The organism is Halanaerobium hydrogeniformans, assembly GCF_000166415.1.
GTDB lineage: Bacteria > Bacillota > Halanaerobiia > Halanaerobiales > Halanaerobiaceae > Halanaerobium > Halanaerobium hydrogeniformans.
The window spans coordinates 1,955,465-1,981,386 of sequence record NC_014654.1 but is presented as its reverse complement, the minus strand read 5'-3'; the positions used below and the strand labels follow the sequence as shown (position 1 = coordinate 1,981,386).

Genomic DNA, 25,922 nt, shown 5'->3' with positions numbered 1-25,922 from the left:
AAGTTTTAAAAAATTTATTCTTATTTTGTAAAAACTATTGACAATACCCGTCTATAAATTATAAGATTTATATTACAGTTTAGTATTGGAGTGGTTTGTGTGAATGATCTATTAATTATGACACCTGGGCCAACTGAGGTTAGTGAGGAAGTGAGACGGGCAATGAGTAGAAAAATTACCAACCCCGATCTTGACCCAGAATTTTTTGATTTTTATTTAAATGTTTGTAATAAGTTAAAAAAAGTAGTTAAAACTAAAAATGATATGATTATTATGAGTGGGGAAGGAATTTTAGGCTTAGAGTCGGCCTGTGCTTCTTTAATTGAGAATAATGATAAGGTTTTAGTTTTGGACAATGGCATTTTTGGTAAAGGATTTGCAGATTTTGCTAATCTTTATGGAGCTAATGTTAAAAGATGGGAGTTTCCCTATGATAAGGCGATTGATATTAAAAAATTAGAAAAGAAACTCAGTAAAAATAATGATTTCAAATTTGCCACTTTTGTTCACTGTGAGACTCCGACAGGAATTATTAATCCAGCAGAAGAGATTTGTGAGCTGCTGAACAACTATAATATTTTGTCTGTTGTTGACTCTGTTTCGTCAATTGGAGGAGTTGAAATTGATGTTGACAGTTGGGGGATCGATATTATTTTAGGAGGCTCACAAAAATGTTTGTCTGTGCCACCTGGGTTAACCTTTATGAGTGTAAGTAAGACAGCCTGGGATGTAATAAAACAAAGAGAAACAGCAGTTAAAGGTTATTATACTAATTTACAGCACTGGCAGAACTGGTATCAAAAAAAGCATTTCCCTTATACCCAAGCTATTAGCGATATTTATGCTCTTGATGCTGGTCTGGATAAATGGCTGGCAGATAAAAATGTATACACTAGACATGATAAGATAGCTAAAGCTGTGAGAAAAGCTCTGGTAAAATCAGGACTCAAACTATATGCAGAGAATGGTCATTCTAATACAGTAACTGCAGTTAAAGTTCCTGAAAAGATTGAATTTCAAGAATTAAATCAACATATGACAGAAAAATATAATGTTATGATAGCAGGTTCAATTGGGAAATTCAAAAATAAATTAATTAGAATTGGTCATATGGGTGAGAATTGTTATGAAGAAAAAATTTATCGAACTTTAAAAGCTTTTGATCATAGTTTAAGAGATTTAGGTTATCAGCTAAATTATAAGTTACATAAAATTTTCGTTGAAGAAATAGAATAATAAATTATTTTATAATCCTCTTTTGGTGAATAGATTAATAATAAAGATCTTTTCTAATGATATGATACTTCCAAAGTAGACAGTCTAATTAATTAAAACAGACTATCTACTTGGAGGTATTTTTTTATCATTTGCGCATTATAAAATATTAATGTGATATAGCTCATTGAAAATAAATTAGTAATTGGCTAAACTTTAATTACTTAGATTATTTTATTGATTATTGGGGGATAAAAAGATGGTAGCTCTTGTTATAAATTTAATAGCTTTGATATTATTGGGAGTTTCATTTAAACACAGTAAAAATAAGTCGAAAAAAGCTCTGGAGATTGCCTTAAGTAAAGGTTTAGAGCTGGCCCCTGCCTTGATTTCACTTGTGGCTGTAATTGGTATTGTTTTTGCATTCATACCTCCAGAAATGATAAGAAATTATTTGGGGGCAGATTTTAATTTGATTCAGGTTGCAGCTGCAGCATTATTTGGTTCTCTAATGATGATTCCCAGTTTAATTGCCTTACCTTTAGCTGGATCTTTAATAGATGCTGGGGCTTCTTATACCCCGGTTGCAGCTTTTATAACAACCTTAACTATGGTTGGTTTTGTCACAATCCCAGTTGAAATAAATGAGCTAGGCAAAAAGATAACCTTTTACAGAAACTTTTTTGCTTTTATATTTGCGGTCATAATTGCATTTTTAATTGGGGTGTTCATGTGAAAAATAAATTTAAAGCTAAATTATTTAAGATATTAAAAATAGTTGTTTTTTGGTTAGTGATTGCATATTTATTTAAAAGATTTTTCCCGAGTCGATTTCCGCTGGCTCAGGATATGTCACTGAGATATATTAAAGAAATGATTATGATCTTTCCAGCTGTATTAATAATTATGGGTTTAGCTGATATCTGGGTACCAACTTCCTTAGTAAAAAAATATCTGGGTGAAAAATCAGGTTTTAAAGGAAAACTTTTTTCTTTTTTTCTGGGAACATTACCAACCGGACCAATGTATATAGCTTTTCCCATTGCAGGAGAATTATTGCGGAAAAAAGCCAGTTTAAGCAATGTTATCATTTTTTTAGGAGTATGGGCATCATTAAAAATTCCTCAGTTGGGAGTAGAAATACAATTTATAGGAGTTAAATTTTCTGTTTTGAGATTTGTGTTTACAACAATTTCTATTTTTATAATTTCAACAGTTATGGAAAAAATTATTAAATTTGAAAACCTAGACCTTAAAAGTTAAAATTACATTCTTTAATTGACATTAAGTCTGCTTGTTACAAGCAGACTTTTTTGCTTGCTGTTTTTTAATTACCGTGATAAAATTTTAATTAGAAGTAAAATTAATTTAAATTCAATTATTACGCTGACTATAATCTTAACACCTAAAGGTGGTGCTTTAATTGTTTATAAAAATTTTAAAAGAATATTGTCATGAATGTTATGCCTGTGTTCGCAATTGTCCTGTCAGTGCAGTTAAAGTAAATGAAGGTAAAGTTGAGGTTATAGAAGAAAGATGTATTCATTGTGGCAAATGTGTAAATTTGTGCTCACAAAATGCCAGGGAAATAATAAGCGAAAAAGACTTAGTATTAAAACTATTAACAGAAGAAAGCAATATTGCAGTAGCCCTGGCACCAAGTTATGCAGTTTATAATAGATTATGGCAAAAAGAAGACTGGTTTTCTATTTTAAAAAAACTTGGTTTTAATAATATTTATGAAGTAGCCTGGGGAGCAGAATTAATTTGTGATAAATATACAGAAATTTTGCAAAAAACTGATAAGTCTTTAATTTCTTCTGCTTGTCCTGTTATAGTAAATTTAATAAATAAATACTATCCTCAATTAAGTGATAATCTAATAGAAGTGGTTTCACCGATGAGGGCACTCTGCCGGTATTTAAAAAAAGAAAAGCCTCTAGAGAAGCTTGTATTAATTGGTCCCTGTCAGGCCAAAAAAATTGAGCTTAAAGAAGAAGAAAATCTTGCAGCGGTTTTAACTTTTAGCGAATTATTTTCAATTGCTGAGCAACTAGAAATTGAGCAAGAAGTCAATAATAATAAGCAGTCTAAAGTAGAACTTAATTTTGATAAAAAAGATATCTCGAACTCAGCAAGATCTCTTGCAATTGGGGGAGAATTATTAAAAAAAGTTAGTGATTATAATGATAATTCACTCCATATTGAAGGAGAAAAAGAAGTTATAGAATTAATAGAAGCTTTAAAAGATGGGGATATAGAACTAAAATTTGCAGATTTACTATTTTGCAAAGGTTGTATTGATGGATTTGATTTAAAAGATAAAAACTATTATGTAAAAGAAAGAAACTTTTTTAATTATCTAAAATCAAACAGTTATTTTAATAAGTATAATAAAGATATTGCTGCCCAAATAGATTTATCATGTCAATATCAAAATGAAGATATTTCGTTACCTGAGCCATCTGAAGAAAAACTATGGGAAATATTAAATAAGACTGATAAATATTCAGAAGAAGATCTGCTTGATTGTGGTGCCTGTGGTTATAATAGTTGTTGGGATAAAGCTGTGGCAGTTGCACAAGGACTGGCAGAAGTCAATATTTGTCTTCCTTATTTGCTGAAAGAAAAAAGAGGAGAATTAAAAGAGATACAAAAGGTAAATAAAAATTTAGATTTAATTATAAGTTCTTCTTATGATGGAATTATGCTGCTTGATAAAAATGGAGTGGTAGAAAAAATCAATACTTCATATCTAGAAATGTTAGGTTTAAATTTGACAGAAGTCAAAGGAAGAAGAATTACAGAGGTAGAAAAAGAATTAGAACTTTATCCACTTTTCGAATTAAAACTTTTAGAAAACAAAAATAAAATTACTTTTGTTCAAAATCATGGGGAAAATCAACGCATAATTTTAACTGCAAAACCTATTAAAAACCAAGCTGGTGAGCTTGAACAAATTATTATTAATGCTAGAGATTTATCTGAAATAAATTTTAATGATTCTAAAAATGATTTAAATAATCAAGATATTCCTGATTATATAATTTCTAAATCTAAAGAAATGAAAAAAATACTTAATTTAGCTGTCCGGGTAGCTGAGACTGAATCTACAATTTTAATAACTGGAGAGTCTGGCACAGGTAAAGAGGTAATAGCGAGATTTATCTATGAGAAAAGCAAAAAAAGTGGTGACTTTGTAAAAATAAATTGTGCTGCTATTCCGAAAAATCTTTTAGAATCAGAATTATTTGGTTATGAAGAGGGTTCATTTAGTGGTGCTAAAAGGAAAGGTAAAAAGGGTTTAATCGAAAACGCAGATGGAGGAACTTTATTTTTAGATGAGATAGCGGAATTACCTTTTTCCATGCAGGCAAAGTTACTACAGGTTATTCAGGACCATAAATTGAGCAGGGTAGGAGGATTAGAGGAAATAGAGGTTGATTTCAGATTGATTACAGCCACAAATAGAGATTTAAAAAATATGGTTGAAAATAAAGAGTTTAGAGAAGATTTGTTTTATCGCTTAAATGTAGTACCTATTAATATTGCGCCACTTAGAGAAAGAAGAGAAGATATACCAGCTTTGATCAATTATTATAGCAAACAATATATGCAAAAATACCAAAAAAATATTGAATTTAATTCAGAAGCAAGAGAATTGCTTTATAAATATAATTATCCGGGTAATGTCAGGGAGTTATCTAATATAATAGAACGGATCATTATAACCGCAGATGATAATAAGATCACCAAAGAAGATCTTAAAGAATTATTAAATATTGAAATAGAAGAAAATAAAGAAATAACGGTTGAACAGATAATTCCTTTAAAAGAAGCAGTGGCTCAGGTAGAAAAAGATATTTTAGCTATGCTGAAAGAAGATTTAACAACCTATGAAATTGCAGATCTTTTAAAAGTAAATCAGTCTACCGTAGTTAGAAAGCTAAAAAAATATTTTAATTAGAACTGATGCACTGATGCATTATTAATGCGTTTATGCATCAGTTTTATTATTTTAAGATTGTGATTAATTTATCAAAGATTAGGCCTATTTCAATCTTTTTCAGCTGGGAATAAGGCCTATTTTTAATGCATTGATGCATTATTTTTCTCCTGTTGTGATTAAATTACTATTTTATAGAGAAATATAATCTTATTTTAAATTAAATATGTAAAATAAAAAAATATTTTTTTATTATATAAATAATTAAACCTTTGCGAACCCTATCATGTCAGCTATGGAAACCTATACTTAGTTTATATCAAATAATATTTTTTTATATTTCATAATAAAATCAATATTTTATAATGACTGGTATGATAAATGCATAATATTATAGATGAATACTTTATTTTTATTTAATCAAAAGAAAAAATTCACAAAAGGGGATGGTTAAATTATGAGTAATGAAAAAATTATAGAGGATATTATTTTCGAAGAAGGTAGTCTTTTAGAAGAACTTCATAATGTTCAAGATACCTATGGATATATTCCAGAAAATGAAATTGAAAATCTTGCTGAGAAGTTTAATTTGTCAAGAGCTAATGCTTATGGAGTAATAAGTTTTTATTCTATGCTTTATACAGAGCCTACAGGAAAATATATTATTCGAATTTGTGACAGTATTTCCTGTCATTTAAATGAATCTGAATCTCTTTTAAAGGCAGTTAAATCATATCTGGGAATAGAAAATAATGAGACTAGCAAAGATAAAAAATTTACTCTTGAAGTAGTTGAATGTTTAGGCCATTGTGCAGAGGGTCCTGTAATGATGATTAATGATCAAATATATGAAAAACTAACAAAAACAAAAGCTATAGAAATATTAAATAACTGTATCTAAGGAGGCTAATGATGAATTTAGAAAGGGTATATCTTAAAGGTGATCGACTTGATGATGTAGATAATTATCATTTTAACTCAATAAAAAATGCTTTAACTATGAGCAGAGAAGAAATAATTCAAAAAGTAAAAGATTCTGAACTGAAGGGGAGAGGTGGAGCAGGATTTCCGACTGGTCTGAAATGGCAATTTGCAAAGGATATTGATAATGATAATAAATATTTAGTTTGTAATGGAGATGAAGGAGAACCGGGAACCTTTAAAGATCGTTATTTGCTTGAAGAAAGACCTTTAAAGGTATTAGAAGGTATAATGATTGCTGCTTATGCAGTTGGAGCAGCTAGAGCATATATATATATTAGAGGAGAATATATAAATGCAATTAAGAAATTTCAAGATGTTATTGATAAAGCAGAAAAGAAAAATATTTTGGGAGAGAATATTTTTTCCAGTGATTTTAGTCTGGAATTGAGGTTGGTCAGAGGAGCAGGTGCTTATGTATGTGGTGATGAAACTTCACTTTTAAATTCTATTGAAGGCAAAAGAGGTCGTTCAAGAATTAAACCACCTTATCCAATTCAAAAAGGGTTATTTGATAATCCAACTGTAGTCAATAATGTGGAATCCCTTTGTTGTGCTGCAGAAATTTTTAACGAAGATTCTGTAGAGTTTTCTGAATTAGGAGTTGAAGGTAGTAGGGGTACTAAATTAATTTCTTTAAGTGGGGATGTCAATGCACCTGGTTTGTATGAAATCGAATTTGCTAAAGTTACTTTAAATGATATTATCTATAAACTTGGTCAGGGCATGAGAGGCTCAGAGACTTTAAGCTTTATTATACCTGGTGGAGTTTCTACAGCATTAATTAAGGCTGAAGACTTAGAGCTTCCTTATACCTATCAAACTTTTGAAAAATTAGGCAGTAGTCTCGGCTCTGGAGCTGTAATTGCTGTCAATGAAAGTCATGATTTATTAGATTTAATGCTCAATGTATCCCGTTTTTATATGGATGAAACTTGTGGAACCTGTTTTCCCTGTCGGGAGGGTAATAGACAGATAAATCGTATATTAAAAAGATATAAAGATAATGAGTCTGAATTGGATTTCGAGTTAATTAATGATATAGGTAATACAATCAAACTTGCTGCAAGATGTGGTTTAGGACAGAGCTCTTTAAGTTTTATTAGTTCTGTTATCAATAATTACAGCAGCAAATTTAAATCAGGGGGAGTAAAATATGCTTAATATTGAAATAGATGGTTTGAAATTATCTGTTGAGGAAGGGATAAGTATTTTAGAAGCTGCTAAAAAGGCTAATATATATATACCTACTTTGTGTTATGAAAAAGAGCTTTCTGTTTATGGGGGCTGCCGTTTGTGTGTTGTAGAAGTAGAAGGTGAAGAACTTCTAAAACCTGCCTGTGCTACTTCTGTAGAAGGTGGCATGAAAATTAAAACCCACTCGCGAAAAGTAAGAAAATTGAGACAAAATTTATTTGAGTTGATTATCGCAACTCATAATATTGATTGTCAGTTAAATTGTTTAACCTGTAGTCGTAATAGAAGTTGTGAACTCAAAAAGATAGCCGAAGATATAGGAATAGAAAAGGTAAGACTTGATCCAATTAGAGGTGGGCACAGTGTAGATAATTCGAGTTATTCAATAGTTAGAGAACCGGATAAATGTATTAGTTGTAATCGCTGTATCAGAAAATGTGAAGAAATACAGGGTATAGGTATTTTTACTACAGCAAATCGAGGGCCTGATACAGTTGTAACAACATTTAAAGATATGGGAATGGGTAATGTAGAGTGCACAAATTGTGGGCAGTGTATTTTATCCTGTCCAACCGGCGCCCTACATGAAGTTTATCAAAAAGAAAAGGTTTGGCAGGCCTTAGAAAATGAGAATAAGCATGTTATTGTCCAGACTGCTCCAGCTGTTAGGGTTGCTATTTCTGAACCTTTTAGTGCTAAGGCTGGAGAAATATCTACCGGTCAGCTTGTTGCTGCTTTAAAAAGACTTGGTTTTGATGCTGTTTTTGATACAAATTTTGCAGCAGATCTAACGATAATGGAAGAAGGAACTGAGTTAATCAATCGAATAAATAATAAAGAAACATTGCCTTTATTTACTTCTTGTAGTCCTGGTTGGATTAAGTTTATAGAACACTTTTATCCACAATATTTGAGCAATCTTTCATCTGCTAAATCTCCTCAGCAGATGTTTGGAGCAGTAGCAAAAAACTATTATGCAGAAAAAGCAGGTATTGATCCTGATGATTTGGTAGTTGTGTCTGTAATGCCATGTACTGCTAAGAAATTTGAAGCAAAAAGAAAAGAAATGGGTAGTGATGTAGATTATGTTTTAACAACCCGTGAACTTTCAGGGTTGATTAAAGCCGCTGGAATAGATTTTTTAAACATTGAAGAAAAAGAATATGACAAATTATTAGGTGTTTCTTCTGGTGCAGCTGATATTTTTGGAAGCACAGGTGGGGTTATGGAAGCAGCTTTAAGAACAGCTTATGAATTAATCACAGAAAAAGAATTAGAAAAAATTGATTTTGAAGTGCTCAGAGGTGATCAGGGAATTAAAAAAGCCTCAGTAAATATTGAGGGTTTTGAGTTAAAAGTAGCAGTTGTTCATGGTTTAAATAATGCTCATAAAATAATGAAAATGATCGATGAAGGTGAAGAATTTCATTTTGTAGAATTTATGGCCTGTCCAGGCGGATGTCTTAATGGTGGAGGTCAACCTATAAGTTATGATGAAGATGTTGTTGAGAAAAGAAGAAAAGCAATCTATCAAATAGATAAAAACAAAAAACTCAGAAAATCTCATGAAAATCCATATATAAAAAAATTATATGAAGAATATTTAGATAAACCCGGAAGTGAATTAGCTCATCGTTTACTTCATACTGAATATATTAAAAGAGGTATTTAAGTTAAAAAAAGGAAAACAAACAATATTATTTGATTGTATACAAGGATAATAGTTATTTTGTTATCTAAATGTTCTTTGCAGCTATTGACAGCTTATAATTTTGATGTTAAACTAAAGCACAATAATAAAAAATATATTTGTCCTTTTAAATCAGTCCAGAGAGGCTGGCAAAGGAAGATTGCTTTATAAAAATTAGAGAGCAGCAAAATTCTAAGTGCTTTTATATCTTTTAGTAAATTTTTCTAATAGATATTTATTGTCTAAAATAAAGCAACTTAAAAGCTTATCAATGATTATTAAACCTTCTTGCCAGTTTCTGGAGAGAAGGTTTTATTTTTATATAAACAGATAAACATTAGTTTTTCTTCTTGATTCAAAAAAGAAAACGGAGGTTTTTAAATGCTAAATGCTAAACTTGTTTTAGAAGAAGGGAGTATTTTCAAAGGTAAGATTTTTGGAAAAGAAGGCGAAACAAGTGGGGAAATTGTCTTTAATACTAGTATGACTGGCTATCAAGAAATATTAACTGATCCCTCTTATAAAGGCGAAATAGTTTGTATGACCTATCCATTAATAGGTAATTACGGGATTAATTCTGATGATTTTGAATCTATAAAACCTCATGTTAATGGTTTTATAGTTAAGGAATTTTCAAATAATCCTGAAAATTGGAGGTTGAAAAAAAAGCTTGAACTGTATTTAAAAGAAAATAATATTACTGGAATTACAGGTATAGATACTCGAGCTTTAACAAAAACTTTGCGCCGTCAGGGTACTATGCGTGGTATCATAACAACTGAAGATCTGGGTGAAGAACAATTAATTGAAAAGGCAAAAAATGTTCCTGCTTTGTCGGGAAGGGATCTTGTTTCTCAGGTAACTACCAGTAAAGTTAGAAAATATGGTGAAGGAAAAAACCTGCGAGTAGTTTTAGTAGATTCAGGGGCTAAAGATAATATTAAGAACTCACTTTTACAGAGGGGAGCAGAGGTTATCGTAGTTCCAGCCTCATTTTCTGCAGAAGAAATATTAGCTTTTAATCCAGATGGAGTAATGTTTTCAAATGGTCCTGGTGATCCCAGAGATGCTGCCTATGTAGCCAAAACTATAAAAGCATTATTAGGCAAAACAGTTATTTTTGGTATCTGTTTAGGTCATCAGTTACTTGCTATGGCATGTGGAGCAGAAACATATAAACTAAAATTTGGTCATAGAGGTGCTAATCACCCTGTAAAAGATTTAAAAAACGGTAGAGTTTATATAAGTTCACAAAACCATGGTTTTGCAGTAAAAAAAGATTCATTAGAAAATTTAGATATAGAGATTACTCATCTTAATGTCAATGATAACACTATAGAAGGAATAAAACACAAAAAATATCCAGCTTTTTCTGTACAGTATCATCCTGAAGGATCACCTGGCCCCCAGGATTCACATTATTTATTTGATCAGTTTATTGAAATGCTCAAAAAATAGCAGTTAAATTAAAGGAGGTATTATGCCTAAAAGAGACGATATTAAAAAAGTTATGGTAATTGGATCAGGCCCAATAATTATTGGGCAGGCTGCAGAATTTGATTATTCTGGAAGTCAGGCTTGTAGAGCTTTAAAAGAAGAAGGAATAGAGGTTGTATTGGTCAATAGCAATCCTGCCACTATAATGACCGATGAAAATATGGCAGATAGGGTTTATATAGAACCTTTAACTTTAGAAAGTATTATAGAAATTTTAAGAAAAGAAAAACCAGATGGTTTAATTCCTACATTAGGTGGACAGATTGCACTTAATTTAGCGATAGATCTTGCAGAAAGTAAGATTTTAGATGAATTAGATGTTGAATTATTAGGAACTCCAATTAAAACAATTGAAAAAGCAGAAGATAGAAATACATTTAAAGAATTAATGGATCAAATAGGTGAACCTGTACTTGATAGTAAAATTGCAGAAAATGTGGAACAGGCTGCAGAAATTGCGAAAAAAATTGGTTTTCCTGTAATCGTTAGACCAGCATATACCATGGGGGGAACTGGTGGAGGAGTCGCAGATAATCTAGAAGAATTAAAAGAAATAACCATCAGGGGTTTCAAACACAGTCTTATCGGCCAGGTTTTAATTGAAAAAAGCATAAAAGGTTGGAAAGAAATAGAATATGAAGTTATGAGAGATGCTAATGATAACTGTATTGTGGTTTGTAATATGGAAAATTTCGATCCGGTGGGGGTTCATACAGGTGATAGTATAGTTGTAGCTCCCAGCCAAACTTTAAGTGATAAAGAATATCAGATGTTTAGAAGCTCTGCGCTTAAAATAATTAGGGCCCTCGGGATTGAAGGTGGCTGTAATGTTCAATATGCATTAGACCCAGATAGTTTCCAATATTATATCATTGAGGTTAACCCCCGGGTCAGCCGCTCTAGTGCGCTTGCATCAAAAGCAACAGGTTATCCAATAGCTAAAGTATCTGCTAGAATAGCCTTAGGTTATAATTTAGATGAAATAGATAATGCAATAACAGGTAAAACTACTGCCTGTTTTGAACCTGCTTTAGATTATGTTGTTTTTAAAATACCCCGCTGGCCCTTTGATAAATTTCATTATGCAGATCGTGATTTAGGAACTCAAATGAAAGCTACCGGTGAGGTAATGGCTATTGAAAGAAATTTAGAATCATCAATGCTTAAAGCAGTTAGATCTCTTGAAATAGGCAGGTATGGTTTTTATTTAGAAGAATTTAGAGATTTATCTGATCTGCAAATTAAAGATTTTCTTATTGAAGCAGATGACAACCGGTTATTTGTAATAGCTGAGGCACTCAGAAGAGGTTGGAGTGTAGAGAAAGTTCATCAAATTACAAAAATAAGTACATTTTTTCTGCATAAAATAAAGAATATTACAGATTTAGAAAAAGAACTGCAGAGTCTTAAAGAAGAGGATTTAATCAAACACAAAGGAACAATTTTCAAAGCTAAAGAAATGGGTTTTTCTGATTTAGAAATTGCTCTTTTAACTAACTTAGATGAAATAGAAATAAAAAAGCTTCGAAAGCAACTAAAGATTAATCCGGTTTACAAAATGGTAGATACTTGTGCAGCGGAATTTGAAGCAGCAACACCATATTATTATTCCAGTTATGAAAAAGTAAATGAAGCAGTAGCTTCAGATAAGAAAAAGATAATGGTTTTAGGGTCAGGCCCGATAAGAATCGGTCAGGGGATAGAATTTGACTACTGCAGTGTACATTCGGCCTGGTCATTACATGAAGAAGGATATGAATCTATTATAGTTAATAATAATCCGGAAACAGTTAGTACAGACTTTGATACTTCTGACAGGTTATACTTTGAGCCTTTAACAAAAGAAGATGTAATGCACATTATTGAAAACGAAAAACCAGAAGGTGTAATAGTTCAATTTGGAGGACAGACTGCAATAAATCTAGCTGCTAAATTAGCTGATGAAGGTGTAAATATTTTAGGGACTTCGGTAGATTCGATTGATCTGGCTGAAGATAGAGATAGATTCATTAAACTTTTAAATGAATTAGATATCCCTACTCCTGCCGGAAAAACTGCTGCATCACTTTTAGAAGCAGAAAAAATTGCAGCTGAAATTAAATATCCAGTTTTAGTTAGGCCATCTTATGTTCTTGGTGGTAGGGCAATGGAAGTAGTTTATAATGAAAAAGAATTAGAAGAATACATGAAAAATGCTGTTAAAGTTTCTCCAGACAGACCAGTTTTAATAGACAAATATCTAACTGGAACTGAGGTTGAAGTTGATGCAATTTCAGATGGAGAAACAGTTATTTTACCAGGAATAATGGAACATGTAGAAAGAGCTGGTGTGCATTCAGGTGATAGTATTGCTGTTTATCCTCCCCATAATCTTTCAGAAAAAATAAAAGAAAAAATTGAAGAATATAGTATCAAGATTAGTCAAAAGCTTAATGTCGAGGGAGTTATCAATATTCAATATGTGGTAAATGACAATAAAGTTTATGTTATAGAAGTTAACCCAAGATCAAGCAGGACTATTCCCTATTTAAGTAAGGTTACAGGAGTTGCAATGGTAGATTTAGCAACCAAGGCATTATTGGGAATTAAGCTTAAAGATCTAGGCTGGAAAAGTGGTCTTTTACCTGAAAAAAATCATTATGCCGTAAAAGTTCCTGTGTTTTCATTTTCTAAGCTCACTCAGGTTGATACAAATCTTGGCCCTGAAATGAAGTCAACAGGAGAGGTTTTAGGCCTGGCTGAAAGCTATGAAAAAGCTCTTTATAAGGGTTTAATTGCTGCCGGGTTAGAAATCCCTAGAGAGGGTAGAATATTAGCTACAATTGCAGATAAAGATAAAACAGAAGCAGTAGAGTATATAAAAGATTTTGCAGAACTTGGTTTTGAAATTTCTGCAACCAGTGGAACTGCAGAAAAGTTGAAAGAAAAAGGACTTAAAGTTAATGAAATTAAGAAAATAGATGAAGGTTCTCCGAATGCACTTGAATTAATTTCTGAAGATAAGATAGATCTTGTTATAAATACATTAACGAAAGGAAAAATTCCGGAAAGGGATGGTTTTAAAATCCGAAGAAGTGCTGTTGAGATGGGTATTCCCTGTTTGACATCACTTGATACTACAGAAGCTATGCTCAAAGTCCTAAAGGAGATTAAAGCAGGAGATAAGGTTGAGTGCAGAGCCCTTCAGGATTATGTAAAATAAATTTATTAATAATATAATTTAATATTCTATTTCAAAGGCAAAAATCATGAGAATTTATAATTTGATTTTTGCTTTTTTGTTTTAATTTTAATAATAAATATAAAGTAGAAAAAAAAACCAAATATTTAATGCGAATATTTTGACAATTGCCAATAAAGGTGATAAAATGTACATAAAATAAAGGCAAGGTATGGTAATTCTCTATTCTGACTTATTTAATTGTGAACTTTTTAGGTCTCTTATTAAATAACTCTTTTGATAGAGAATTTTTCTTTGCCGATAGTAAATCAAAAGGAGGGGGGATTGTAGCGGTTTAAAATGTGAAAAAATTCTTATTTATCTGTACTGTGCTTTGTTTATGGACTCTTTAAATTAAAGGAGGCATAATAAAATGTTTGGTATAGGTATGAACGCTGTTCTTGCTGCTTTTGGTGGTGGACTCTTTGGTGCTGCTTTAGGTGCATTGCCTGCCTTTATTTTCTGTGGTTTTGCAGTTATGGCTGGTGAAGCACTTGCCCTTGCCGTTGGAACCGAATCTATAACAGGGGCGATCGGATTTGGAACTCTTTTTGGCCCACATATCGCTTTTGGTGGTGGAGCTGCAGCAACCGCATATGCTGGTAAAAAAGGCAGGCTGGAAAGCGGTGCTGATATTTTAGCCCCATTGTATGGGATCGAAGAAAACTGGGATATATTATTAATAGGTGGTATTTTTGGTATTCTTGGTTTAGTTATTGAAGCATTTTTGGCTGACATTGGAACACCTACTGATACTATCGCTCTTACAGTTGCTATATCTGCTTTTATTCATAGAGTTGCCTTTAGTGATACTGGTATTTTTGGGACATATGATCCAGAAAAGAGTGACTCAAGGTGGAATCCACCTTCTGATATTGCATGGTTACCTTGGCAAATGAATACGTCTCAATTGTTACCTCTTGGTTTAGGTGTTGGTTTAGTTGCTGGACATATTACACTTGTTACTGAAAGTGTCTTCATTATGTTTGGTATAACAGCTGCTTCTTTAATCATCCTGCAGACTATGGGTAAAGGGCCTGTAACACACCATATTGCATTCCCAGCTGCAGCAGCTGCTATGGCTACTGGTAGTGTTATCTGGGGTGGTATATTCGGAATCTTAGGAGCTTTTATTGGTGAGTTCTTCGCCCGTCTATTCTATGACTGGGGAGATACCCACATTGATCCACCTGCTTGTACAATAGCTGTTTTAATAACTGCAGCAATGCTATTCTTAGGCTTCTCATTTTAAATAATTGTTATTATAACAAATACTCTATTTATTATCTTATTACTAATAGATTTATCTATATTAAAACTCCCGGTTTGGCCGGGAGTTTTAATATTTGCTTTTTAGTATTAAAATCGTCTATATTTCTTGACTTAATAATGCTGGTCTGATATCATTAATTCAAATAAAAAATATTCTTTTAAATTAGTCCAGCGAGGCTAGTAAGGGAAAATATAGAATTTAAATACCTTCTTATTTGCCCTAAGAAGGTTTTTTTATGTAAATTTATATTCTTCCCCAAAGGAGGTAATATAGTTAATGGAATCTGAAATGAAAAAGAAAAAAGAAATTATTGATTCTGATGCAATGGGCAGAGCTATTACAAGAATAGCTCACGAAATTCTTGAAAAAAATAAAGGGACAGATGATCTAGTGTTGATTGGTATTAGAACAAGAGGGGTTCCTTTAGCAGAAAGGTTAGCTGCTAAAATTGAAGAGATCGAAGATGTAAAAATTGAAACTGGTATTTTAGATATCACTCTTTACAGAGATGATTTATCTACAATTGCCTATCAGCCAATAGTTCACCGAACAGAAATTCCTTTTGATATTACTGGAAAAAAGGTTGTACTTGTTGATGATGTTCTTTATACAGGAAGAACTGTAAGAGCAGCACTTGATGCTTTAATTGATTTGGGTAGACCAAAACAGATACAGCTTGCTATAATGATTGATCGTGGTCACCGTGAACTACCTATTAGAGCTGATTTTGTTGGCAAGAACTTACCTACTTCAAAAAATGAGGTTGTAGATGTAAATTTTAAAGAAACAGATGGAAAAGATTTAGTATTATTGCTAGAAAAAAATAAAAGTTAAATATTTCCTTTAAATCAGTCCAGTGAGGCAGATAAGGAGAAAACATAGAGCTATTTTAATGCTCTGAATTTGTTAACTTCTTATCAGTCTGACTGTTAAGAAGTTTTTTAATGTCTAAATATCAATTTTTAGGAGGAATGAAATGAGCTTAATAAAACAGACTAAATCAAATTTAGATGATCTTAAGGCAGATGGGATTAATAATCAAAAACTTTTTGTCCTCTCATTACAGCACATGTTTGCTATGTTTGGTGCCACAGTTCTTGTTCCATCTCTTACAGGACTAAACCCAGCGGTTGCATTATTTACTTCGGGTTTAGGAACATTAATTTTTCATTTTATAACTGGAGCAAAAGTGCCGGCCTATCTGGGTTCTTCTTTTGCCTTTATTGCACCAATTATCGCAGCTCAAAATCAGTTTGGTGTCGACGGGGCGATGTTGGGAATAATGACAGTTGGAATTGTTTATGCTCTTATGTCAGTAATAATTAAACTTGTAGGAACGGATTTTTTCCGAAAATTATTACCACCGGTTGTTGTAGGTCCAGTTATAATAACAATTGGTCTTGGTCTGGCTCCAACTGCCAGAGATATGGCTTCTGAACATCTTTTAACTGCCTTTGTAACACTTTCTATTGCAGTGGCAGTAAGCGTTTTTGCTAAAGGGATAATAAAAGTCATACCTATTTTATTGGGGATAATAGGTGGATATATATTCGCCTCTTTTATGGGGATTGTAGATTTTACCCCGGTTATGGAAGCTTCCTGGATTGCACTTCCTCAATTTTCTTTTCCGGAAATCAATGGTAATTTAAGGGCTATTACATTAGTTGCCCCAATAGCACTTGTTACGATTGTTGAACATTTAGGAGATGTATTAGCAATCAGTACAACTACAGAAAATGATTTTATTAAAGAACCGGGTCTGCATAGAACATTATTAGGTGATGGTATAGCAACATTAGTAGCAGGATTTTTTGGTGGACCTCCAAATACAACTTATGGTGAGAATGTTGGTGTTCTAGCAATTACAAAAGTTTATAATCCAATTATTATTCAGCTAACCGCAGTAATTGTAATTTTAAGTAGTTTTGTTCAAAAAATAGGTGTTTTGATTAGAACAATTCCTGCAGCAGTAATGGGAGGAATAGTGTTTTTGCTTTTTGGAATGATAGCTTCTATCGGTTTAAGAACTTTAGTGGAAAATCAGGTTGACCTCTCAAACAATAGAAATTTAGTGATTGTATCTGTAACCTTGCTGGTAGGAATTAGCAACCTAACAATAACATTCCTTGGTCTGGAATTTGCTGGGATGGGACTTGCAGCCCTGGTTGCAATAATAATGAATTTAATCTTACCAGAAGTTAATGAAGAAGAAAAAGTTCTGGAAAAAAGTGAAGAAGAAGCTTTGAATATGGAAAGAGAGTTAGGTTATGAAAGCAGCTAAAACGAATTTTTAATTCAAGGGAGGTAAATTGATGAGCTTAAAAAGAAAAGATTTTTTAGGATTGTATGATGCTTCAGCAGAAGAAATAAGAGAAATTCTAGAAACTGCTGTAGCTATGAAAGACATATTAACAAGAACTGTTAAAAAAGTTCCCACATTGCGTGGTAAAACAGTTATTAATCTTTTTTATGAACCCAGTACAAGAACTAAGTTCTCATTTAATCTGGCTGCAAAACGTCTAAGTGCAGATGTTATGAGCATTTCTAAATCAGGTAGTAGTATTGCAAAAGGTGAAAGTTTACTTGATACAGCAAAAACCATGGAGGTTATGGGAGCTGATGTAGTTGTAATTAGGCATAGTGCACCAGGAGCTGCTCAATTTTTAGCAGAAAATATTTCTGCCAGTGTATTAAATGCTGGAGATGGTGCTCATGCTCATCCAACTCAGGCTTTATTAGATATTTATAGTATAAAGGAAAAACTTGGTGATATTGAAGGATTAAATGTATTAATCGTTGGAGATATAGCTCATAGTAGAGTAGCAAGATCCAATATATGGGGATTAAATAAACTTGGGGCTCAGGTTAGTGTAGCTGGACCGCAAACATTATTACCTAGAGAAATAGAAAAAATGGGTGTAAAAGTTTATAATGATTTGGATAAAGCTTTAGAAAATGTAGATGTAGTAAATATATTAAGAATTCAGATGGAAAGACAGGAAAGTGGACTCTTTCCTTCAATTAGAGAATATAGAGAAATCTATGGAATGAATAAAGAAAGATTGCAGAGAATAGGCAAAAAAGCAGTTATTATGCATCCTGGCCCTATGAATAGAGGTATAGAGATAGAAAGTTCTGTAGCAGACAGCAGTCAATCAGTAATCACGGAACAGGTAAAAAATGGTGTAGCTATAAGAATGGCACTCTTATACTTGTTGGCAGGGAGGGAAGTAGATAATGAAAACCTTAATTAAAAATGCAGAAGTTTTTGATCCTAGAAATAATCTAGAGGGAAAATATGATATTTTGATTGAAGGCAAAAATATTATTCAGGTCAATGAAAAAATCAAAAATCAGGGATATGAATTAATAGATGGGGCAAATAAGGTGGTTATTCCAGCTTTAATTGATATACATACTCATCTTAGAGAACCTGGTTATGAAGATAAAGAAACAGTTAAGACGGGATGTGAAGCAGCTGCCGCGGGTGGCTTTTCTGCAGTAGCAGCAATGCCAAATACAAATCCTGTTGCCGATAATCCAGCAGTTGTTGAACATTTAAAATTAAAATCCAAAGAAGCGTTAGTTAAAGTTTATCCAATTGGTAGTATTACTCAAGGAAGTAAAGGTGAGAAGCTATCAGAAATTGGAACTCTAGCCAAAACAGGAGTTAAGGCTCTCACTGATGATGGTCATCCTGTTATGAACTCGGAGATTATGAGAAGAGCTATGGAATATGCATCAGCTTTTAATCTACCTATTATAGATCACTGTGAAGATAAAAATTTAAGTAAGGATGGAGTAATGAATGAAGGTTATTATTCTACAATCTATGGACTTAAAGGGATTCCAGCTGCTTCTGAAGAAATAATGGTTTCAAGAGATATTGTACTTGCTGAAATGACAGGTATTCACCTCCATATTGCTCATTTAAGTACAGAGGGCAGTTTTAAACAGGTTATGGCCGCGAAAAAAAGAGGAGTCAATGTTACTTTTGAAGTCACCCCACATCATTTAATTTTAACAGACGAATCTGTTGGGGATTATAATCCTGATACAAAAGTTCATCCACCATTACGTTCCAGCAGAGATGTAGAGGTATTAAGACAAGCACTGAAATCAGGAGAAATAGATGTTCTGGCAACTGACCATGCACCACATACTTATGAAGATAAACTGGGCGAATATGATTATGCAGCTAATGGTATTTCTGGCCTTGAGACTGCTTTAGCTCTACTATTTGAACATTTTATAAAAAGCAATGATATTAGCTGGAATGATCTTATAAATATGTATTATTATAAACCTGCAGAGATATTAAATGTTGAGGCTGATGGAATTAAAAAAGGATCTACAGCAGATTTAATCATCTTTAATCCTAATCGTAGTTGGACTGTTGAAAAAGATAAATTTAAATCTAAAGGCAAAAACACTCCTTTTGCTGGTCAAAAACTTTCTGGGAAAAATGAAGTAACTTTTGTTGAAGGCAAAATGGTTTATGATGATAGAGGAGGAAAAAATGAAGTACTTTATTGATAATTTAATTGAAAAAATTGAAGAAAAAAATTCGAGAATATGTGTTGGCTTAGATCCTCATCTAAATTTAATGCCTGCTTCTGTTTTAGATTCAGCTCTATTAAAAAATCCTCAGGAAAACCAAAAAGAAATAGCTGAAGCTATTTTATATTTTAATAAAGAGATAATTGAGGCAACAGCAGAACATACAGCTGTTGTAAAACCACAAATGGCTTTTTATGAAAAATTGGGTACCGCAGGAATGGAGACTCTTTGGAAAACAATAAATTATGCCTGGCAAAAAGGGTTATTAGTTTTATTAGATGGGAAAAGAAATGATATCGGTTCAACAGCAAAAGCATATGCTGAAGCCTATTTACATGTAGATTCTGGTGCTGATTCTTTAACCATCAACCCTTATCTTGGTAGAGATGGGATTACTCCATTTCTGGAAGACAAGACTAAGGGAGCATTTGCACTGTTAAAAACATCTAATCCTTCTTCTGCTGATATTCAAGATTTAAAATTAAATAATGGCAAAAAAGTTTACGAAGCAGTAGCTTTATTTCTGGCTAAAATTGCTGAAGATTATTTGGGTAAAACTGGCTATTCCAATCTTGCCGCAGTTGTAGGAGCAACATATCCTAAAGAACTAGCTGAGATAAGAGCATTAATACCGTCTATTTTCTTTTTGATTCCTGGTTATGGAGCCCAGGGTGGGGGAGCAAAAGATGTCAAAGCAGCATTTGATAAGCAAGGCCGAGGAGCAGTTATAAATTCTTCTAGGGGGATTAACTTTGCTTATCGAAAAGAAGAATACAAAGATTTAGCTCCCCAAAACTTTGGTAAAGCAGCAGCATTAGCTGCTAAAAAAATGAAAAATGATATTAATTCAGTTTTAGATTTATAAACATAGAAAAGTTTTATCAGCAGTAAGGAGGCAGAAGAGATGTTTGAAATATTTTCTAATAAAGAGGTTGGACCCGATATTTATCATCTTGTTTTAAAATGTGAAGGACTTAGTGAAAAAGTTGAGGCAGGTCAGTTTTTTAATATTAAAGTTAGCAGAAATAATAGTTATGATCCTCTTTTAAGAAGGCCTTTAAGTGTTTTTGATTTTGAAAATGAAACAAAAAGGGTAGAATTTGTTTACAAAGTAGTTGGAAAAGGAACAAAAATGCTGGCTAATTATAGTCCTGGTGAAGAAATCGATCTTTTAGGGCCACTTGGCAATCCTTTTACTATAAGTGACAGGAACAGTTCTAATATACATCTTATTGGTGGAGGAATGGGTATAGCTCCTCTTTATTTATTAGCAAAAAAATTAAAAGATTTGCCAATAAAAGTATTTTTAGGTGCTGCAAATGCAGCTGAGTTAGATTTTTTTGCAGATAAATTTAATAATTTAGGGATAGAAACTCATTTAGCAGCTATGGAAGAAAAGTTGGAAATTCAGGGAACAGCACTCAGATTATGGGATATTTATTTAGAAAAAGAAATTCCCAATTTTGTTTATTGTTGTGGCCCAGAACCATTGCTATTTGCAGTAGAAAATCAATGTTTAAAGAGTAGAATCCCAGGTGAAATTTCTATAGAAAAAAGAATGGGCTGTGGTTTTGGAGTCTGTTTATCATGTAGCTGTGAAAGTCAAAAAGTAAATGAAAAAAACAAAAGAGCCTGTGTTGAAGGTCCGGTTTTTGGTTTAGGGGAGGTAAAATACTGTGAATAATAAAGAATTTGATTTAACAACGATTTTAAAATCAAAAAAAAGAGATGACCTAAAATTATCTAATCCCCTGATAACTGCTTCCGGGACTTGTGGTAATGGTGAAGAGTTGAATGATTACTTTGATATTAATAAATTAGGTGCTTTTTGCACTAAAGGAATAACAGTCAAAGAACAAAAAGGTAATAAAACACCTAGAATTGCAGAAACTGCTTCAGGTATTATTAACTCAATAGGTTTAGAAAACCCAGGAGTAGATAAGTTTATAAGTGAGATTCTTCCCAAATGCAAAGAATACAGTCTACCAATTTTTGCTAATATTTCTGGTTATAGTACAGAAGATTTCTTAGTTTTAGCAGACAAATTAAATAACCGTCCCGAAATAGCAGGTTTAGAGGTTAATCTTTCCTGTCCAAATATTAAAGGTGGAGGAATGATTTTTGGCACAGATCCTGAAAAGGTCTATCAGATAAGCAAAAAGATTAGAGAGATTTATTCTGGTTACATAATAGTAAAATTGACCCCTAATATTACAGATATTACCTTAACAGCTCTTGCTGCTCAAAACGCAGGGGCAGATGCTGTTGCTATGATTAACACCTTATCTGCTATGAAAATAGATATTGATAAACGAAAGCCATTATTGGCAAATACCTTTGGTGGTCTTTCAGGTCCAGCAGTAAAACCTGTAGCTTTAAAAATGATTTATCAAAGTTACAAAAAGCTTGAGATTCCAATTATAGGACTCGGAGGTGTAAGTTCTGGGGAAGATGTTTTAGAATTTATTTTAGCAGGTGCAACCGCTGTTGGAATTGGAACAATAAATATGCTTGAACCGGCTGCTGCTTTAAGGATAATTGAAGAAATCGAGAGCTATTTATCTAAGCATAAAATCAAAAAATTATCATCTTTAATTGGAGCTGCACATTAATTTAATCTAAACGGAGAGGTGAAAAAAATGACAAAAAAAGAAATCAAAGAACTTTTAATAGAAACAGGAGTAATTCAAGAAGGACATTTTGTTTTAAGCTCAGGTCGACATGCAGATATTTACATGCAGTGTGCTAAAGTTTTACAATATCCTGAACATGCATCAACTCTAGCAGCAGAAATCGCAAAAAAATGGGATGATAAAGAAATTGATTTAGTTATTGGACCAGCACTGGGTGGGGTTGTATTATCATATGCTGTTGCAGCAGAAATTGGAGTTCCTTCAATCTTTAGTGAAAGAAAAAATGGACAGATGCAGATAAGACGAGGATTTGAAATTAAAAAAGGGTCAAAAGTTCTGGTTGTTGAAGATGTTGTTACTACAGGAGGTTCGGTTAAAGAAGTTTTAGCTTTATTAGAGGGAATGGATGTAGAAATTGTTGGCATTAGTTCTATTGTTGATAGAAGTAATGGTAAAGTTGATTTTAAATATGAATTTAAACCACTGCTGAAAATGGATATTAAATCATATAAGGCTGGACAGTGTAAATTATGTGAGGGAAAAATTGAAATTACCAGACCAGGAAGCAAAGCTTAATAATTTAAATTCATTAGGCTTAGAGAAAAAATATCCAAGAAATCACTTCAGTTTATGAAATCTTTATAAGCTGAAGTTTTTTTATTCTCTTTATATGCAGGTATTAACTAACTTAATCTTGAATATATTTATTAGATATAGATCTATATTTAATAGAATTTTTTAGCAAAGAGTAGAAAGGAAGATTTGTTTGTCAAAGAAAACAAACTATATTTCTTTATTTTTTAAATCTATTCCAATCGGAATTGCAAATACTTTACCTGGAGTTAGTGGTGGAACCATCGCCCTTGTTTTAAATATTTATGAAACATTAATTTATGCAATTAAAAATATTTCTTATAAAAAATTAAGTGTAATTGGATTAGGAGCTTTATTAGGTGTTTATATTGGAGCTGCAGCAATAAGTGATTTTTATTACAACAATCCCCTATTATTAAATTATTTTTTATTTGGTCTAGTACTTACTTCTGCCCATGCAACTTACCATAAAATTGGTCGACTCAGTTTTTTGAAAATATTATTTCTATTAGCTGCATTTGCTTTAGCACTATTTGTGAGCATGGAAATTGGAGTTAATATAAATGCTGGTCGAGGTCTTATGCTTTATTTTTGGGGAGGCTTTTGGGGAAGTATTGCCATGATTGTTCCGGGGATAAGTGGAAGCACACTACTAGTTTTAATGGGGTTATATCATCCAGTATTATCAGCAGTTAATAATTTTGAAATTTTATATTTAAGTGTATTTACTTTAGGGATTATTTTTGGCTTATTGATCTTTGCCTGGTTATTTTCTTATTTATTGAAAAGATATCATCAACAAATAATGACAGTGCTTACTGGATTAATACTTGGTTCTAGTGCAGCTGTTTTCCCTGCAAAAATAAGTTTAGAAGGAGTGTATTTCTTTTTTGCTGGAGCAGTTATAATACTGATCTTAGAGTTTTTTGGCAAAAAGTTTTAATTAAAAATATGAATAAAAAGTCTTTTTTAGCTTCAGAAATTTGACTAATTTGTTAATTATTTAATAGCATTTTATGGCTTAATTTATTATTTTTGAATATAGGATAAAGAAAGGATGATAATTGTGAAAAAAATTGTTTTTGTTAGACACGGTCAAAGTGAATGGAATTTAGCAAACAAATTTACTGGCTGGACTGATGTAGATTTAAGTGAGCAGGGAATAAAAGAAGCAGAAGCAGCAGGTGAAATATTAGAAAAAGAAGGATTTACATTTGATTTAGCATTCACCTCTTATTTAAAAAGGGCAACAAAAACTTTGAATATTATTTTAGATATTATGGATTTACACTGGATACCTGTTATAAAATCTTGGAAATTAAATGAAAGACATTACGGTGATTTACAAGGTTTAAACAAGGCAGAAATGACCGAAAAGGTTGGTGAAGAACAGGTTCATATTTGGAGAAGGAGTTTTGATACTCCACCACCTGCTTTAGATGCTGATGATTCTCGCCACCCTAAAAATGAGAGTAAATACGATGAACTTTCAGAAGCAGAACTTCCAGATTCTGAAAGCCTAAAAATGACAATTAAAAGAGTTATGCCTTTCTGGGAAAAAACAATTGTACCTAAGATTAAAGAAGGTAGAAAAATTATCATCTCAGCCCATGGTAATAGTTTAAGGGCACTTGTAAAGCATTTAGATAATATCTCTGATGAGGAAATTAGTTCTTTAAACATTCCAACAGGTAGACCACTTGTTTATGAGTTTGACGAAGAAATGAATGTTTTAGATAGTTATTATTTAGGAGATCAAGAAGAAATTGACGCAGAAATGCAGAAAGTTAAAGATCAAGCAAAATCTTGATTTTAATCTGAGCTTAACATTTTTTTAATTGATTTTTAATATAACTATGTTATATTATTAAGTAAAGAGATCATTGAAATACATCAAATTAAGGTAGGTGTTTGAAATGGATTTATTAGAACAAAGATCTGCTAAAAATATATTAGCTAAATTACTCTTATCTTTTCTCTTTTTAGTACTCATATTTTCTTTTAATATAAGTGCAGAAGCTCAGCAAAGTGAAAATATTTATCAGAGTAATCATTTTGCAGATATTGCAGAACAAGTTGATAATAGTGTGGTTAAAATTACCACAACAGCTCAAAGAGCTGAACAACGAGAAATACCTGATATTTTTGATGATCCATATTTTCGTTTTTTCTTTGGAGATCGCTTTCAAATACCCGAAAGTCCACCTAGAGAACAACAGGGTTTTGGCTCAGGATTTATAGTTTCTGAAGATGGTTATGTTTTGACAAACCAACATGTAGTTCAAAATGCGGATAAGATTGAAGTTGAAATAAATAATATTGATGAGTCATTAGAGGCAGAAGTTATTTGGTCAGATTTTAGTTTAGATCTGGCAGTTTTAAAAATTGAAACTGATGAAAATTTATCTGCTGTCAAGCTTGGTGATTCAGATAAAATTAGGCCTGGTGATTGGGCAATTGCAATTGGTAATCCCTTTGGTTTTGAACATACTGTAACCGTTGGGGTTATAAGTGCTTTAGGAAGACCAATTCAAATACCTACAGAAGGTAGACAGGTTAGAACCTATCAAAATTTGATTCAGCTTGATGCTGCAATTAATCCTGGTAATAGTGGTGGACCTCTTTTGAATAACAAAGGTGAGGTAATTGGTATTAATACAGCTGTTTCTGCTGCAGGCCAGGGAATCGGTTTTGCAATTCCTATAAATGAAGCTAAAGGTATAATAGATCAACTTAAAGAAACTGGAGAAATAACTCAACCATGGATTGGAATAGCTTACAGCGATATTAGTTCAGAAATGCAGAGTTATTTTAATCTCAAAGATCGAGAGGGAGTAATAGTAATTGAAGTTTATGAAGATAGTCCAGCAGAAGAGGCGGGACTGGAGAATTATGATGTAATAAAAGAAATTGACCGTCAAAAAATTGAATCCACTTCTGATGTAGCAGAAATAATTCGAAATAAAGAAGTCGGAGAAGAAATAATGTTTAAAATTATAAGAGATGGAAGTACCGAGATGCTTTTTGGAATAGTTGGTGATAAACCAAGTGATATTTAAATAATAAAATATTTAATTATCTCTTTGTAATTTAATCCGGACTTCAGCTTGAAGTCC

Annotated in this window: 21 protein-coding genes; all 21 read left to right on the top strand. The window is 32.3% G+C overall.

Features of this window, described 5'->3' with window-relative positions; all coding sequences use genetic code 11:
* The first annotated feature begins 99 nt into the window (after positions 1-99).
* The 21 genes from HALSA_RS09045 to HALSA_RS08945 all read left to right on the top strand — a co-directional run bounded on the left by HALSA_RS09045 (position 100) and on the right by HALSA_RS08945 (position 25,865).
* Entirely contained in the window at positions 100-1,236 is a 1,137-nt protein-coding gene (locus HALSA_RS09045; RefSeq protein WP_013406270.1) for a pyridoxal-phosphate-dependent aminotransferase family protein, read from the top strand.
* A 238-nt stretch (positions 1,237-1,474) separates the two neighbouring features.
* Positions 1,475-1,951, top strand: a complete 477-nt coding sequence (locus HALSA_RS09040) for a permease (RefSeq protein ID WP_013406269.1) — start codon at positions 1,475-1,477, stop codon at positions 1,949-1,951.
* Positions 1,948-2,478, top strand: coding sequence for a permease (locus tag HALSA_RS09035; protein WP_013406268.1), 531 nt, complete (start codon positions 1,948-1,950; stop codon positions 2,476-2,478). Before HALSA_RS09040 ends, HALSA_RS09035 begins: the two co-directional genes overlap by 4 nt.
* A gap of 160 nt (positions 2,479-2,638) precedes the next feature.
* Positions 2,639-5,182: a sigma 54-interacting transcriptional regulator gene (locus HALSA_RS12490; protein ID WP_013406267.1), complete on the top strand. Its 2,544-nt coding sequence runs from the start codon at positions 2,639-2,641 to the stop codon at positions 5,180-5,182.
* 436 nt (positions 5,183-5,618) lie between these two features.
* Positions 5,619-6,062, top strand: a complete 444-nt coding sequence (gene nuoE / locus HALSA_RS09025) for an NADH-quinone oxidoreductase subunit NuoE (RefSeq protein WP_013406266.1) — start codon at positions 5,619-5,621, stop codon at positions 6,060-6,062.
* 11 nt (positions 6,063-6,073) lie between these two features.
* Positions 6,074-7,306, top strand: coding sequence for a complex I 51 kDa subunit family protein (locus tag HALSA_RS09020; RefSeq protein WP_013406265.1), 1,233 nt, complete (start codon positions 6,074-6,076; stop codon positions 7,304-7,306).
* Complete coding sequence (locus HALSA_RS09015) at positions 7,299-9,011, top strand: NADH-dependent [FeFe] hydrogenase, group A6 (protein WP_013406264.1); 1,713 nt, start codon at positions 7,299-7,301, stop codon at positions 9,009-9,011. The genes HALSA_RS09020 and HALSA_RS09015 overlap by 8 nt, the downstream gene beginning before the upstream one ends.
* Positions 9,012-9,410: 399 nt before the next feature.
* Positions 9,411-10,487 (top strand): glutamine-hydrolyzing carbamoyl-phosphate synthase small subunit, encoded by a 1,077-nt coding sequence (carA, locus tag HALSA_RS09010; protein WP_013406263.1) that lies wholly within the window; start codon positions 9,411-9,413, stop codon positions 10,485-10,487.
* Positions 10,488-10,509: 22 nt separating this feature from the next.
* A complete protein-coding gene (carB, locus tag HALSA_RS09005; protein ID WP_013406262.1) occupies positions 10,510-13,728 on the top strand; it encodes a carbamoyl-phosphate synthase large subunit in 3,219 nt (1,072 codons plus the stop codon).
* A gap of 391 nt (positions 13,729-14,119) precedes the next feature.
* Entirely contained in the window at positions 14,120-14,998 is an 879-nt protein-coding gene (locus tag HALSA_RS09000; RefSeq protein ID WP_013406261.1) for a DUF7973 family transport facilitator, read from the top strand.
* A gap of 297 nt (positions 14,999-15,295) precedes the next feature.
* The gene (gene pyrR, locus HALSA_RS08995; protein WP_013406260.1) at positions 15,296-15,853 is read left to right on the top strand and encodes a bifunctional pyr operon transcriptional regulator/uracil phosphoribosyltransferase PyrR; all 558 of its coding nucleotides are present in this window, start codon (positions 15,296-15,298) and stop codon (positions 15,851-15,853) included.
* A 142-nt stretch (positions 15,854-15,995) separates the two neighbouring features.
* Positions 15,996-17,300, top strand: coding sequence for a uracil-xanthine permease family protein (locus HALSA_RS08990; RefSeq protein ID WP_013406259.1), 1,305 nt, complete (start codon positions 15,996-15,998; stop codon positions 17,298-17,300).
* 31 nt (positions 17,301-17,331) lie between these two features.
* Positions 17,332-18,273: an aspartate carbamoyltransferase catalytic subunit gene (locus HALSA_RS08985; protein ID WP_013406258.1), complete on the top strand. Its 942-nt coding sequence runs from the start codon at positions 17,332-17,334 to the stop codon at positions 18,271-18,273.
* Positions 18,257-19,555: a dihydroorotase gene (locus tag HALSA_RS08980; protein ID WP_013406257.1), complete on the top strand. Its 1,299-nt coding sequence runs from the start codon at positions 18,257-18,259 to the stop codon at positions 19,553-19,555. The genes HALSA_RS08985 and HALSA_RS08980 overlap by 17 nt, the downstream gene beginning before the upstream one ends.
* On the top strand, positions 19,539-20,444 hold the full coding sequence (gene pyrF, locus HALSA_RS08975) for an orotidine-5'-phosphate decarboxylase (protein ID WP_013406256.1): 906 nt from the start codon (positions 19,539-19,541) through the stop codon (positions 20,442-20,444). The genes HALSA_RS08980 and pyrF overlap by 17 nt, the downstream gene beginning before the upstream one ends.
* A gap of 39 nt (positions 20,445-20,483) precedes the next feature.
* Positions 20,484-21,263, top strand: coding sequence for a dihydroorotate dehydrogenase electron transfer subunit (locus HALSA_RS08970; protein WP_013406255.1), 780 nt, complete (start codon positions 20,484-20,486; stop codon positions 21,261-21,263).
* Complete coding sequence (locus HALSA_RS08965) at positions 21,256-22,191, top strand: dihydroorotate dehydrogenase (RefSeq protein WP_013406254.1); 936 nt, start codon at positions 21,256-21,258, stop codon at positions 22,189-22,191. Before HALSA_RS08970 ends, HALSA_RS08965 begins: the two co-directional genes overlap by 8 nt.
* A gap of 27 nt (positions 22,192-22,218) precedes the next feature.
* Entirely contained in the window at positions 22,219-22,788 is a 570-nt protein-coding gene (gene pyrE, locus HALSA_RS08960; protein WP_013406253.1) for an orotate phosphoribosyltransferase, read from the top strand.
* Positions 22,789-22,978: 190 nt separating this feature from the next.
* On the top strand, positions 22,979-23,749 hold the full coding sequence (locus HALSA_RS08955; RefSeq protein ID WP_013406252.1) for a DUF368 domain-containing protein: 771 nt from the start codon (positions 22,979-22,981) through the stop codon (positions 23,747-23,749).
* A gap of 123 nt (positions 23,750-23,872) precedes the next feature.
* Entirely contained in the window at positions 23,873-24,616 is a 744-nt protein-coding gene (gpmA, locus tag HALSA_RS08950) for a 2,3-diphosphoglycerate-dependent phosphoglycerate mutase (RefSeq protein ID WP_187323460.1), read from the top strand.
* A 106-nt stretch (positions 24,617-24,722) separates the two neighbouring features.
* The gene (locus HALSA_RS08945) at positions 24,723-25,865 is read left to right on the top strand and encodes a S1C family serine protease (protein ID WP_013406250.1); all 1,143 of its coding nucleotides are present in this window, start codon (positions 24,723-24,725) and stop codon (positions 25,863-25,865) included.
* Positions 25,866-25,922 lie beyond the last annotated feature (57 nt).

Coding starts and splice junctions, on each gene's coding strand:
- HALSA_RS09040 (WP_013406269.1), top strand. CDS start 1,475: ATGGTAGCTCTTGTTATAAATTTAATAGCTTTGATATTATTGGGAGTT.
- nuoE (WP_013406266.1), top strand. CDS start 5,619: ATGAGTAATGAAAAAATTATAGAGGATATTATTTTCGAAGAAGGTAGT.
- HALSA_RS09020 (WP_013406265.1), top strand. CDS start 6,074: ATGAATTTAGAAAGGGTATATCTTAAAGGTGATCGACTTGATGATGTA.
- HALSA_RS09015 (WP_013406264.1), top strand. CDS start 7,299: ATGCTTAATATTGAAATAGATGGTTTGAAATTATCTGTTGAGGAAGGG.
- carA (WP_013406263.1), top strand. CDS start 9,411: ATGCTAAATGCTAAACTTGTTTTAGAAGAAGGGAGTATTTTCAAAGGT.
- carB (WP_013406262.1), top strand. CDS start 10,510: ATGCCTAAAAGAGACGATATTAAAAAAGTTATGGTAATTGGATCAGGC.
- HALSA_RS09000 (WP_013406261.1), top strand. CDS start 14,120: ATGTTTGGTATAGGTATGAACGCTGTTCTTGCTGCTTTTGGTGGTGGA.
- pyrR (WP_013406260.1), top strand. CDS start 15,296: ATGGAATCTGAAATGAAAAAGAAAAAAGAAATTATTGATTCTGATGCA.
- HALSA_RS08990 (WP_013406259.1), top strand. CDS start 15,996: ATGAGCTTAATAAAACAGACTAAATCAAATTTAGATGATCTTAAGGCA.
- HALSA_RS08985 (WP_013406258.1), top strand. CDS start 17,332: ATGAGCTTAAAAAGAAAAGATTTTTTAGGATTGTATGATGCTTCAGCA.
- HALSA_RS08980 (WP_013406257.1), top strand. CDS start 18,257: ATGAAAACCTTAATTAAAAATGCAGAAGTTTTTGATCCTAGAAATAAT.
- pyrF (WP_013406256.1), top strand. CDS start 19,539: ATGAAGTACTTTATTGATAATTTAATTGAAAAAATTGAAGAAAAAAAT.
- HALSA_RS08970 (WP_013406255.1), top strand. CDS start 20,484: ATGTTTGAAATATTTTCTAATAAAGAGGTTGGACCCGATATTTATCAT.
- pyrE (WP_013406253.1), top strand. CDS start 22,219: ATGACAAAAAAAGAAATCAAAGAACTTTTAATAGAAACAGGAGTAATT.
- HALSA_RS08945 (WP_013406250.1), top strand. CDS start 24,723: ATGGATTTATTAGAACAAAGATCTGCTAAAAATATATTAGCTAAATTA.